Below are 12336 nucleotides of genomic sequence, written 5' to 3' on the forward strand. Positions count from 1 at the left end.
ATCATGAAGAGTGCCGTAAAGACAATCGCCCTTGCCGCCGCGATCGGCCTTGCCGCCATCTCGGGCGCCGCGGCCCAGCAGGTCCGTGTCGGTTTTGCCGCCGAGCCCTATCCGCCCTTCACCTCGCCGGATGCCTCGGGCAACTGGGAAGGCTGGGAAGTGGAGTTCATGAAGGCGATCTGCGCCGAGGCCAAGCTTGACTGCGTCGTCACGCCGGTCGCCTGGGACGGCATCATCCCGGCGCTGACCTCCAACAAGATCGACATGATCATCGGCTCCATGTCGATCACCGCGGAGCGCCAGCAGACGATCGACTTCTCCGACAAGTACTACAACTCGCTTCCGGGCGTGATCGGTCCGAAGGACGTCACCTTCGACCCGACGCCGGAAGGGCTGGCCGGCAAGACGCTCGGCGTGCAGGTGGCCACCATCCACCAGGTCTACGCCAACAAGTATTTCGCGCCTGCCGGCACGACGGTGAAGGAGTATCAGACGCAGGACGAGGCCAACAACGACCTCGCCGCCGGCCGCATCGATGCGGTGCAGGCCGACTCCGTCGCAATGCTGGAATTCCTCAAGTCCGAGCAGGGCGCTGCCTGCTGCGACATGAAGGGCATGGTGAAGGATGATCCCGAGGTCCTCGGCCTCGGCGTCGGCGTCGGGCTGCGCAAGGGCGAGACGGAGCTGAAGGACAAGATCAACGCGGCCATCAAGGCGATCCGCGAGAACGGCACCTACGAGACCTTCTCGAAGCAGTATTTCGATTTCGACATCTACGGCGGTTGAGTCTCCTACCGTGCCCCTCCTCACGAAGGGGAAGGGCGTAACGCGCTGCACCCTCGGCCGGAAAGGCCGGGGGAGGAGCAGGCAACCGGCTTTCTCCCCTTGTGGGGAGGGACCGGCAGGCAGAAGGGGTTTTCATCTGCGATTGCCCCGAAGGACTGAAGGAACCCCATGGCCGACGCCGGATCGCTGATCAACTGGAGCCTGCTTGCCCTCGAACCGCCCGGCTGGGGCGGGGTGATGCTGGCGGGGCTCTGGCAATCCCTGCAGATTGCCGTCGGCGGCTACGGGCTCGGCCTCATCCTCGGCACCGGCGGCGCCATGGGCAAGCTCTATGGCGGCCCGGTCGCAAAGGACCTGCTCGAGGTCTATACGACGCTCGTGCGTGCCGTGCCGGAACTCGTTCTGATCCTCATCCTCTATTATGCCGGCACGGACGTTTTGAACCAGCTTTCGGCGCTGGTCGGCTTCGGCCCGGTCGATATCAGCGGCCTTGCGGCCGGCATTTTCGTCATCGGCGTGGTGCAGGGCGCCTATTCCACCGAGGTGTTGCGCGGTGCCATCAAGGCGGTGCCGGCGGGGCAGATCGAGGCGGCGCGGGCCTACGGCATGTCGCCGGTGCAGATCATGCGGCGCATCACGCTGCCGGCCATGCTGCCGCACGCCATTCCCGGTCTTTCCAATCTCTGGCTGATCGCCACCAAGGACACCGCGCTGCTCGCCGTCGTCGGCTTCAGCGAGCTGACGCTGGTGACGCGCCAGGCGGCGGGCAGCACCAAGGCCTATCTCTTGTTCTTCTGCGCGGCCGGCGTGCTCTACCTCATGATCACGCTGGTCTCGAACGTGCTGATCGGCTTCATCGAGCGCCACTATCGGCGCGGCATGGTGGAGCCGGTGCGATGAGCGATGAGACCGTCGCCGCCATGGCGCTCACCGAACTGCCGACGAGAAAGAGCTTCTTCAAGCCGCACCGCATCGTGCTGATGGCCATCGCCGCCATCCTGGTCTTCTGCATCATCTGGTTCATGCGCTGGGATTGGGTACCGAAATATTCCGGCCGCCTTGCCTATGGCGTCGGCGTCACGCTGCTCATGCTGTTCGTCACCTCGGTCCTCGGCTTCCTGCTGGCCGTCCCGATCGGCCTCGTGCAGGTGACCGGGCCGTGGCCGCTGAAACTCCTGGCGCGCAGCTTCTGCACCGTCATCCGCGGCACGCCGCTGCTGCTCCAGTTGTGGCTGCTCTATTACGGGCTGGGCTCGCTCTTCCCGCAGTTCCCGGAAATCCGCAATTCCTTCCTCTGGCCCTATCTGCGCGAGGCCTGGCCTTATGGGGTGGCGGCGCTGACCCTATCCTTTGCGGCCTATGAGGGCGAGGTGATGCGCGGCGCCTTTGCCGGCGTGCCGGCGGGGGAACTGGAAGCGGCGCGCGCCTATGGCATGAGCCATTTCACGGCGTTCCGCCGCATCTGGCTGCCGCGCGCCGTGCACCGGGCGCTGCCGACGCTGAATGGCGAGACCGTGCTGCAACTGAAGGCGACGCCGCTCGTCGCCACGATCACCGTGATCGACGTCTATGCGGTCATCTCCAAGGTGCGGCAGGAAACCTACATCACCTATGAGCCGCTGCTGCTGCTCGCCCTCATCTATCTCTGCCTGACCGCCATCCTGGTGGTCGCGTTCCGCTATTTCGAACGCAGGATCCCGACGCGTGGTGCCTGAAAAGGACGATGACATGACGATCCATACGACCCTCCAGAATTCCATGCCGGAAATGGTGGCGATCCGCCGCGACCTGCACGAGCATCCGGAACTGGGCCTCGAAGAGGTGCGCACATCCGATGTCATCGCGCGCCATCTCGAAAACTACGGCTACAAGGTCACGCGCGGCCTTGCGAAAACCGGCCTCGTCGCGACGCTCGTGAACGGCACCGGCCGCAAGTCGATCGGCATCCGTGCCGATATCGATGCACTGCCGATCCACGAGGAGACCGGCCTTGCCTATGCCAGCAAGACGCCCGGCAAGATGCATGCCTGCGGCCATGACGGGCACACGGCCATGCTGCTCGGCGCGGCGAAGGCGATTGCCGAGCGGCGCAATTTCGACGGCACCGTGCACCTGATCTTCCAGCCGGCAGAGGAGAATTTCGGCGGTGCGAAGATCATGGTGGAGGAGGGGTTGTTCGACAAGTTCCCCTGCGATGCCGTCTTTGCCCTGCACAACGAGCCGGGCCTGCCCTTCGGCCAGTTCGCGTTGCGCGACGGCCCGATCATGGCCGCGGTCGACGAGGCGCGCATCACGGTGAACGGCGTCGGCGGCCATGGCGCGGAGCCGCAGGAGACGCTGGACCCGATCGTCTGCGGCGCCTCGATCGTCATGGCGCTGCAGACCATCGTCTCGCGCAACATCCACCCGCTCGATCCGACGGTGGTGACGGTCGGCTCGTTCCATGCGGGTTCGGCAAGCAACATCATCCCGAGCCGGGCGGAGATCGTCGTCGGCATCCGCTCCTTCGATCCCGCCGTGCGTGACGAGCTGGAGCGCCGCATCCGTCTCATCGCCGAGCGCCAGGCCGAAAGCTACGGCATGAACGCCACGGTGGATTACCAGCGCTTCTACGATGCGACGGTCAACCATAAGGCCGAGACAGACCTCGTGCGGGACCTCGCCATCCGCTTCGCCGGCGCCGACAAGGTGGTCGATCTTGCCAGGCCCTTCATGGGCAGCGAGGACTTCGCCTATATGCTGAAGGCGCGGCCGGGCACCTATTTCTTCCTCGGCGGCAAGGGCGGCGAAAACGACAAGTCGCTCCACCATCCCGGCTACAATTTCAACGACGACCTCCTGCCTGTCGGCGCCGCCTTCTGGACGGAGCTGGTCGAACACTACCTGCGCGCCGGCTAGGGCGGAGCGACGGCCTTCGACGCAATCCGGACACAATTCAAGCCGCGCCGAAAGCGATTTCGGCGCGTTTTTTTGCTCCTCACACATTCGTGAAACTCTTGAAATCGGCGGCGCGGCTTTCCACGCCACAATTGTGAATGCCGCCGGCTCGCACTGCATCCTTCGCGTGCGCCTTCAGCCTTCCGCGGCGGGAGGGACAATTATTGCCAATATGAATCAGTTGGTTGGCCCGTAGAGCTTTTTCTGAGAAAAACCGTCCAGATGGATGGTTTTGTCGATTTTTGCCTGTCCGGTTGTGTATCGAAAGAGCCGTTTTCATCGTTCAAAAAACGTTGACGGTTGTTTCCAATTCGAGACCCTTCCATCCCGCAAATTGAGGGACCATCTTTGTTTCAGGGAAGCGGCGAACCCGCTCCCGGAAGACGGAAGGGAATGACGATGCCGGACCATGTTGAAGGAAAGAGACCTGCGGGCGCCGCCCTGTGGCGCCTCCCGGCAAGCCGCCGGATCGTCCCCGTCGCCACCGATGGCAGGGGATGCCCGCAGCCACGGTGAACCCGATCCGCCAGTTTCACGATGCATATATGGAAAGGAACAAGACGATGACCAAGACCTTGAGCACGACCTTTGTGACCGCCCTCCTCGCCGCCTCCGTTTACGGCAGCACCGCGGCCCTTGCCGGTGGTGATGGCGACTACTATCGCGGCATTGACCGCGATCAGGCCCAGAGCGAGACCGTCGATCGCATCACCACGCAGAGCATCGGCAGCGACGATAAAGCGTCCACCTCGGTCGTGGTGGCCGTCGGCCCTGCCAGGGGCGACTACTACAGCGGCCTCGACAGGGACAACCGCTGACTGCCAGCGGCAACAAGACCGACTCCCAAGACTGACCACAGGAACGAAACGATGAGCAAGTCTCTCAACACGACCTTCACCGCCACATTGCTCGTGGCCTCGCTGTTCGGCGCTTCGGCCGCCCTTGCCGCCGGCAGCTACTATGAAGGCACCTGGCCCAGCGCGAAGCAGGACCGGATGATCGAAAGCAAGCGCCAGGCGCGCATTGCAAACGGCTACGTCCATCCCCGGACGGAAACCACGACCCGCCGGGTCGGTCCGGCCAATGGCGACTACTATCCGGGTCTCGATCGCTCGGCGATCGCCGACTGACGGGTAGGCCATCTCTATTCCGCCGTCAAAGCTCCCGGTTTTCCGCCGGGAGCTTTATGCGTCCAGGAGAGCGGCGGCCGAAATGCCGCACGCGGGCGATTGTCGCGGTGCGGCAACGTGGGCGGGCCGGCAGAATTGACCTTTGCCTGTTCCGGACCACATTCTTTCGTGCGACCGCGGCCTGCTGAGGCCCGCGCCAGCCTTACGAAAGGACGTGGCCAATGTTCGAATCGTTGGACGCAACGCTGCTCGCCCGATTCCAGTTCGCCTTCACGGTCTCGTTCCACATCGTCTTCCCCGCCTTCTCGATCGGCCTTGCGAGCTATCTCGCCGTGCTGGAAGGGCTGTGGCTCTGGACGAAGGACGAGGTCTATTTTTCGCTGTTCAACTTCTGGAAGACGATCTTCGCGCTCGCCTTCGGCATGGGCGTCGTCTCCGGCATCGTCATGTCCTACCAGTTCGGCACGAACTGGAGCGTCTTCTCCGACAAGGCGGGGCCGGTCATCGGCCCGCTGATGGGCTACGAGGTGCTGACGGCCTTCTTCCTGGAGGCCGGCTTCCTCGGCGTCATGCTGTTCGGCCTCAACCGTGTCGGCCCGAAACTGCATTTCTTCGCCACGCTCATGGTCGCCGTCGGCACGCTGATCTCGGCCACCTGGATCCTTGCCGCCAATTCCTGGATGCAGACGCCGGCCGGCTTTACCGTCAACGATGTCGGCCAGTTCGTGCCGGTCGACTGGTGGGCGGTGATCTTCAACCCGTCCTTCCCCTACCGCCTCGTGCACATGGTGCTGGCCGCCTACCTGACGACCGCCTTCGTCGTCGGCGCCGTCGGCGCCTATCATCTCCTGCGCGGCGATGCGCCCAAGCGCGCGAAGACGATGTTCTCCATGGCCATGTGGATGGCGGCCGTCGTCGCGCCGATCCAGATTCTTGCCGGCGACATGCACGGCCTCAACACGCTGGAGCACCAGCCGGCCAAGGTCATGGCGATGGAGGGGCACTACCAGAGCCATCCCGACGGCGCGCCGCTCATCCTCTTCGGCATTCCGAATTCGTCCGAACAGCGCGTCGACTACGCCATCGAGATCCCGAAACTGTCGAGCCTCATCCTCAAGCATGACCTCGATGCCCCGCTCGCCGGGCTCGATACGGTGCCGAAGGAACTGCATCCGCCGGTCGGCATCGTCTTCTGGTCCTTCCGCATCATGGTCGCCATCGGCTTTGCCATGCTGGGCATCGGGCTCTGGTCGCTGTGGTGTCGGTGGCGCGGGACGCTCGGCGAGAACCGCTGGCTGCACCGTGCCGCCGTGCTGATGGGGCCTGCCGGCTTCCTCGCCGTTCTGGCCGGCTGGGTGACGACGGAGGTCGGCCGCCAGCCCTATACGGTCTACGGCCATCTGCTCACCGCCAATTCCGTGGCGCCCATCGATGCGCCCGCCGTCGCCACCTCGCTGATCGCCTTCATCGTGGTCTATTTCCTCGTCTTCGGCGCCGGCACCTTCTACATCCTGCGCCTGATGGGCCGCCTGCCGCGCGATCCCATGCCGGATCTGGCGGAAGGTCCCCTCCGTTCGGCCGGCATCACGCCTGCCGCCGCCATCGCCACCACGCCCGGGAGCCACCACCATGGCCATTGATCTTCCCTTCATCTGGGCAGCCATCATCGCCTTCGCGGTGCTTGCCTATGTCATCCTCGACGGCTTCGACCTCGGCGTCGGCATCCTCTTCCCCTTCTTCAAGGAGAAACACGATCGCGACGTGATGATGAATTCCGTCGCGCCCGTCTGGGACGGCAACGAGACCTGGCTGGTGCTGGGCGGCGGCGGGCTGATGGCCGTCTTCCCGCTCGCCTATGCCACCATCCTGCCGGCACTCTACATGCCACTGCTCCTCATGGTGCTCGGCCTCATCTTCCGCGGCGTCGCCTTCGAATATCGCTGGCGCACCCGGCGCGGCGAGTTCCTCTGGGACATCGCCTTTTCCGGCGGCTCCATGGTCGCGGCCTTCACGCAAGGGGTGGCGCTCGGTGCCCTGGTGCAGGGCATTCCGGTGGAAGAGCGCGCCTATGCCGGCGGCTGGTGGGACTGGCTGACGCCCTTCTCCATTGCCACGGGGTTTGCGCTCCTCATCGGCTATGCCCTGCTCGGGGCCACCTGGCTGGTGATGAAGACGAGCGGCGATCTTGCCGAACGCGCCCGCGGCCATGCACTGAAGGCCGGCATCGGCACGCTGGTCGCCATGGGCGTCTTCAGCCTGTGGACGCCCTTCCTGGAGCCGCTCTATTTCGACCGCTGGTTCGGCTGGCCGACGCTGCTCTTCAGCCTGCTCGTGCCGCTGCTGGTGCTCGGCTGCTTCTCGCTGCTGGTCCAGGGCCTGCGCACCCGGCATGATTCGCGGCCCTTCATCGCCGCGCTCGGCCTCTTCGTGCTCGGCTTCGCCGGCATCGGCATCAGCTTCTACCCCTATATCGTGCCGGCCTCGCTGACGATCTGGCAGGCGGCCGCGCCGGAGGAGAGCCTTGCTTTCCTGCTGGTCGGCGCGCTGGTGCTCATTCCCATGATCCTCGGCTACACGGCCTATGCCTATTGGGTCTTCCGCGGCAAGGTCGATCCGCAGGAGGGCTATCACTGATGACGGAGGGTTCGACCGGCCGCAGGCTGCTCTGGTTCGTCGGTCTCTGGGCGGGCGGCGTGCTGGCGGTGACGATCGTCGGCTTCGCCATCAAGCTCGCCATCGGCACCTAGAGCAATTCCGGCAAAAGTGCGAAGCGGTTTTGCGTCCGGAATAGCGTTAAAACAAAAAGCTGGAGCACTTTCGCGATTCGAAGAAAAGCAAAACTGCTCCAGCCGGATGCCGGAAACAAGGGGCTCACGTAACGTAAAAGCATCCAGCCTCGCGCCAGCTTGCTTGCCTAGGTTCCGCCTCGGCCAGCATGCAGGCCCGCAAGCAGAAGACAGGACCGCACCCTCCTTCCGCTTAACCCCCGGGCCTGCATGTGGCCTTGCGTCTCAGGAGACGTTCGCGGCTTTCCCCCAAAACATTCCTCTGCTATCGGGGTCCCGACAAGGGAGACCGCAATGGCGAAGACGGCCGCAGACTGCACGACGATGGCGGAAATCCGGGAAAACATCGACCGGGTCGACCGGGCGCTGATGGCGCTCTTCGCCGAGCGCTGGAGCTTCATCGGCCGGGCGGCCGAGATCAAGGCGGGCCTCGGCATTCCCGCCGACGTGCCGGAGCGCGTCCGGGAAGTGCGAGACAATGCGCATCGCAACGCCGAGGCCCTCGGCCTCGACGGCGCCTTCTACGAAGAGATCTGGGCGCAGCTCATCAACCGCGCCATCGCCCATGAAAAGGCGCTGCTCGGCGAGGAATAGGCGTCAGATCTGATTGCGCTTTCCGAGGTGCTCTTCCCAGTCGAGCGCCGTGCGCACGATGAAGCCGAGGTCGTCATGCTGCGGCGTCCAGTCGAGTTCCCGCATCGCGACGGAGGGGTTGGCGACGATCAGCACCGCATCGCCCGGCCGGCGCCCGGCAAAGCGCACGGGGAAGTCCTTGCCGGACACGGCCTTCACCTGCTCCAGCACCTCCAGCACGGAGAAGCCGCGGCCATAGCCGCAATTGGCGACGATCGAGCCGCCGCCCGCCCGCATGCGCTGCAGCGCCTTCAGATGCGCATTGGCAAGGTCGGTGACGTGGATATAGTCGCGCACGCAGGTGCCGTCCGGCGTCGGATAGTCGGTGCCGAAGACATCCATGCCGGCGCGCTTGCCGAGCGCCGCCTCGCTCGCCACCTTGATGAGATGCGTGGCGCCCGCCGTCGACTGGCCGGTGCGCCCGCGCGGATCCGCGCCGGCGACATTGAAGTAGCGCAGCGCCGTATAGGTGAAATCGTGCGCCGCGGCGGTGTCGCGCAGCATGATCTCGGTCATCAGCTTGGAGGAACCGTAGGGCGATTCCGGCCGCAGTGCCGCGCTTTCCAGCACCGGTTCCGTGCCGTCGGGCGTGCCGTAGACGGCGGCGGTGGAGGAGAAGACGAAATGCGGGATCTTCGCCGCGACGGCCGCGGCGATCAGCGCCCGTGACTTGACCGTGTTGTTGTCGTAATAGGAGAGGGGATCGGCGACCGATTCCGGCACGATGATCGACCCGGCGAAATGGATGATCGCGTCGATGCTGTTTTCGGCGAAGACCTGCGCCAGCAGCGCCGCATCGGCAAGGTCGCCCTCGTAGAAGCGCGCCTCGGGCGCCACCGCCCAGCGGAAGCCGGTCGAGAGCCGGTCGAGCACCACGACCTCCTCGCCCGCATCGATGAGCGCCCAGACCATGTGGCTGCCGATGTAACCTGCGCCGCCCGTAACCAGAACCGCCATGTCATTCCCCGAATCGACTGAATTGCCGGCATATCACCCTGCCGGCCGGCAACACGCAACCGCAATTGCGGCGCATTTGCGGGCCTCTCCCGCCGAACAGAAGGAAGACCATCATGTCCGACCGTTTCATCGTGCTTTCCGGCTGCTCCGGCGGCGGAAAATCCACCCTCCTGGAAGAGCTCCGCCGGCGCGGCCACGCCGTTGTCGAGGAGCCCGGCCGGCGTATCGTGCAGGCGGAGTTGGCGAGCGGTGGCACCGCCTTGCCCTGGCTGGACCTTGCCGCCTTCGCCCGGCGCGCCATCGCGCTGGCGCTCGCCGACCGGGCGGCGATGCAGCGGCATCCCGGCCTCGTCTTCTTCGATCGCGGCCTGATCGACGCGGCCGCCGCCCTCGATGCAGAAGGCGGGGAGCCGGTCCTGCCGGCGCTGGCCGCGGCGCATCGCTACAACAGGCAGGTCTTCCTCACACCGCCCTGGCCGGAGATCTATGCCGCCGATCCGGAACGCCGGCACGATCTTGCGGCCGCGCTCGCCGAATATGAGCGGCTGGAAAGGGTCTATCCCATGCTCGGTTACGAGGTGGTCATTGTGCCGAAGATGCCGGTAGCGGCGCGCGCCGATTTCGTGCTCGGCCGCCTTTGATCGCCGTCAGCGCGCCGCGATGTAGCGGGCGAGGCGCTCCGCCGCCTCCTCGACCTGCCGGGGATCGCGCAGGAAACAGGCGCGCATGAAGAGCTCGCCGCCCGGCCCGAAGGCCGTGCCCGGCGCAAGGCCGACATTGGTGCGGTCGACGATGTCGAGCGCGGCGAGGCGCGAATCCGTCACGCCGTCGATCTTCAGGAAGGCGTAGAGCGCCCCGTCCGGCTTCAGCGTCTCGACGCGGTTGGTGGCGATCAGCGCGTCGCAGAAGACGTCGCGGTTCGTCGTGGCCTTTTCGATATTCGCCCGCACGAAGGCATCGCCCTCGTCGAGCGCCACGATGGCGCCCTGCTGCAGGAACTGCGGCACGCCCGAGGTGGAATACTGGATCAGGTTCTCCAGCACCTGGCCGATTTCCGGCGGCGCGACGATCCAGCCGACGCGCCAGCCGGTCATCGACCAGTTCTTCGAGAAGGAATTGACGAAGACGACCTTGTCGCCCTCTTCCATCACGTCGAGGAACGAGGGCGCCCGCCCGCCCGCATAATGATAGAGCGCATAGATCTCGTCGGCCATGATCCAGAGGCCATGGCGCCGCGCGATCGCGAGCAGGCTGGCAAGGTCTTCGCGCGTCGCCGTCCAGCCGGTCGGGTTGGAGGGCGTGTTGACGAAGAGCACGCGGGTCTTCGGTGTGATCGCCGCTTCCACCCGCTCAAGGTCGACCTGCCAGCGTCCGCCGGCAAAGGCGAGCGGCACGGCGATGGGGTTGGCGCCCGAAAGCTCCGCTGCCGCCGCGAAGTTCGGCCAGGCCGGCGTCAGATAGACCATGTCGTCGCCTGGCGAGACGAGCGCCTCGATCGCCAGCTTGATCGCCTGCATGCCGGAGCCGACGACATAGAAATGTTCGTCGGGAAGCGCCGCGCCGAAACGGCGGGCATAGTAGCGCGAAAGGGCGGCGCGCAGCTCGGGAATGCCGCGCTGCCAGGTGTAGAAGGTCTCACCGCGCAGCAGCGCCTCGGCCGCGGGCCGGGCAATGAAATCCGGCGTCGGCAGGTCTCCCTCGCCGACCCAGAGCGGGATCAGCCCTTCGCGCCCGCGCGCATAGTTGACCACTTCGACGATCCCGCTTTCCGGGGCGCGGAGCGAGCGCGGGCTGAGGCTTTCGATGAAGGACATGGAACATCACTCCGGCAGGATTGGACCCAAGCATCGACGATGACGCGGCCCAAGACCTAACCGGTTTCGTCCCATCATTCACGCCAGTTTCGCTGACAGATCCATCGAAATCGGTGATGGAAGCGCGACGTTATCCTTGCCGCTGACGTTCAGGCTCCTGTCAGGCGCACGCCCGATCCTGCCGCCACGATCGGCAGGGAAGGCAGGCATGAAGCGGTTCTTGAAATGGGGTGCGCTCACCTGTGGCGCATTGGGCGTGGCGCTCGGCATCTATCTGGTGGCGATCCAGTTGACCGGCAATTTCGCCACCGTGGTGCCCGGGGAGGTCTATCGCTCGAACCAGCCCACGCCGGGCGAGATCGCAGCCTATGCCGCGCGCTACCGGATCCGCACCATCGTCAACCTGAGGGGACGGAACGAGCGGGCGGCCTGGTACAGGAACGAGGTCGCGGCGGCGAGACGCCTCGGCCTCACTCTCATCGATTTCCCCATGCAGGCCGATCAGCGCCTCGACCCCAAGGCGGCGGACGAACTCGCCACCCTCCTCAGGGACGCGCCGCGCCCGATCCTCATCCATTGTCGCTCGGGCGCCGACCGGACAGGCCTCGCCTCCGTCATCTACCTCGCCCGCATCGCCCGTGTCGACGAGGAAACCGCCGAACGCCAGCTCTCCATCCGCTACGGCCATATCGGCATCCCCTTCCTCTCGCCGACCTACGCCATGGATGAAAGCTGGGAGGCCCTGGAGGCGGCGGCGCGCTCAGCCGGTTAGAAGCGGCATCCGGACGCGGGAAGGCGGCGTGCATGAAGGCGGGCCAGCCCGTGCCGTCGCTATTGCCGGGACCTGCGCCGAAACCGATCGATGGAATTGAGAAAGCCGCAATATTCAAGCGCCTTTTCAAGCGGCAGGTCCACAAGCGGCCAGCTTGAGGGCTTGGCGGTCGCTCCGGTGAAAACATCATAGATCGCCCATTCGAGATTGGGCTGCATACGAATGGCATAACGCTTGGTTTCCATCGACCGTTTCTGCCGCGCGCCTTTGGCCACACATGCCTCCGATCGCTATTTTCGCTTCAGCTTCGGCAGGGGCGCGGGATTGGCCGCCTCTTTCGCCAGTCGCAGCATGCGCAGCTTCGCGGTCTTCTTTTCACGCGCTGCCGCCTCCTGGTCGATGATCCGCCTTGCCATGGAGTTCGTCTCCGCCGCCTTTTTCTCCGCGCTCGCCTTCGTCGGCTTTCTGGTTGCCGTCATCCATCAACTCCTCTGTCCCGCAGCGGCTGCTCGTCCGCCCAG

General features: G+C 65.2%; 15 protein-coding genes. 11 read left to right on the forward strand and 4 right to left on the reverse strand.

Annotated features, from left to right (window positions below; translation table 11 throughout):
- Positions 1-3: 3 nt before the first annotated feature.
- From shn_RS00840 to shn_RS00880, 9 genes are all read left to right on the forward strand, one after another.
- Complete coding sequence (locus tag shn_RS00840) at positions 4-786, forward strand: transporter substrate-binding domain-containing protein (RefSeq protein ID WP_064328750.1); 783 nt, start codon at positions 4-6, stop codon at positions 784-786.
- A gap of 168 nt (positions 787-954) precedes the next feature.
- Positions 955-1686: an ABC transporter permease gene (locus tag shn_RS00845; RefSeq protein WP_064328751.1), complete on the forward strand. Its 732-nt coding sequence runs from the start codon at positions 955-957 to the stop codon at positions 1684-1686.
- Positions 1683-2501, forward strand: coding sequence for an ABC transporter permease (locus shn_RS00850; protein ID WP_064328752.1), 819 nt, complete (start codon positions 1683-1685; stop codon positions 2499-2501). Before shn_RS00845 ends, shn_RS00850 begins: the two co-directional genes overlap by 4 nt.
- A gap of 13 nt (positions 2502-2514) precedes the next feature.
- Positions 2515-3684 carry a M20 aminoacylase family protein gene (locus shn_RS00855; protein ID WP_064328753.1) on the forward strand — a complete coding sequence of 390 codons (1170 nt, stop codon included), beginning with the start codon at positions 2515-2517 and terminating at the stop codon, positions 3682-3684.
- A gap of 584 nt (positions 3685-4268) precedes the next feature.
- A complete protein-coding gene (locus tag shn_RS00860) occupies positions 4269-4541 on the forward strand; it encodes a hypothetical protein (protein WP_145925842.1) in 273 nt (90 codons plus the stop codon).
- Positions 4542-4592: 51 nt separating this feature from the next.
- Positions 4593-4853, forward strand: coding sequence for a hypothetical protein (locus shn_RS00865; protein WP_064328755.1), 261 nt, complete (start codon positions 4593-4595; stop codon positions 4851-4853).
- A 221-nt stretch (positions 4854-5074) separates the two neighbouring features.
- Complete coding sequence (locus tag shn_RS00870) at positions 5075-6493, forward strand: cytochrome ubiquinol oxidase subunit I (protein ID WP_064328756.1); 1419 nt, start codon at positions 5075-5077, stop codon at positions 6491-6493.
- Positions 6483-7487 (forward strand): cytochrome d ubiquinol oxidase subunit II, encoded by a 1005-nt coding sequence (gene cydB, locus shn_RS00875; protein ID WP_064328757.1) that lies wholly within the window; start codon positions 6483-6485, stop codon positions 7485-7487. The genes shn_RS00870 and cydB overlap by 11 nt, the downstream gene beginning before the upstream one ends.
- A 446-nt stretch (positions 7488-7933) precedes the next feature.
- Entirely contained in the window at positions 7934-8233 is a 300-nt protein-coding gene (locus shn_RS00880; protein ID WP_064328758.1) for a chorismate mutase family protein, read from the forward strand.
- Positions 8234-8236: 3 nt separating this feature from the next.
- Here the strand turns inward: shn_RS00880 and galE are convergent, their stop codons facing one another.
- The gene (galE, locus tag shn_RS00885; RefSeq protein WP_064328759.1) at positions 8237-9229 is read right to left on the reverse strand and encodes a UDP-glucose 4-epimerase GalE; all 993 of its coding nucleotides are present in this window, start codon (positions 9227-9229) and stop codon (positions 8237-8239) included.
- 113 nt (positions 9230-9342) lie between these two features.
- Here galE and shn_RS00890 point away from each other — a divergent pair, with 113 nt between their 5' ends.
- Positions 9343-9870 (forward strand): AAA family ATPase, encoded by a 528-nt coding sequence (locus tag shn_RS00890; RefSeq protein WP_064328760.1) that lies wholly within the window; start codon positions 9343-9345, stop codon positions 9868-9870.
- A 6-nt stretch (positions 9871-9876) separates the two neighbouring features.
- Here the strand turns inward: shn_RS00890 and shn_RS00895 are convergent, their stop codons facing one another.
- Entirely contained in the window at positions 9877-11043 is a 1167-nt protein-coding gene (locus tag shn_RS00895) for a pyridoxal phosphate-dependent aminotransferase (RefSeq protein WP_064328761.1), read from the reverse strand.
- Positions 11044-11251: 208 nt separating this feature from the next.
- Between shn_RS00895 and shn_RS00900 the strand changes: the two genes are divergently transcribed.
- On the forward strand, positions 11252-11815 hold the full coding sequence (locus tag shn_RS00900) for a dual specificity protein phosphatase family protein (protein ID WP_064328762.1): 564 nt from the start codon (positions 11252-11254) through the stop codon (positions 11813-11815).
- A 59-nt stretch (positions 11816-11874) separates the two neighbouring features.
- On the opposite strand, the gene shn_RS00905 is transcribed toward shn_RS00900, so the two are convergent.
- Together shn_RS00905 and shn_RS00910 are read right to left on the reverse strand one after the other, a co-directional pair.
- The gene (locus tag shn_RS00905; protein ID WP_064328763.1) at positions 11875-12060 is read right to left on the reverse strand and encodes a hypothetical protein; all 186 of its coding nucleotides are present in this window, start codon (positions 12058-12060) and stop codon (positions 11875-11877) included.
- A gap of 45 nt (positions 12061-12105) precedes the next feature.
- A complete protein-coding gene (locus shn_RS00910) occupies positions 12106-12294 on the reverse strand; it encodes a hypothetical protein (RefSeq protein ID WP_064328764.1) in 189 nt (62 codons plus the stop codon).
- Between the last annotated feature and the right edge of the window lie 42 nt (positions 12295-12336).

It is taken from the genome of Shinella sp. HZN7, assembly GCF_001652565.1.
In the GTDB taxonomy this organism is placed as follows: domain Bacteria; phylum Pseudomonadota; class Alphaproteobacteria; order Rhizobiales; family Rhizobiaceae; genus Shinella; species Shinella granuli.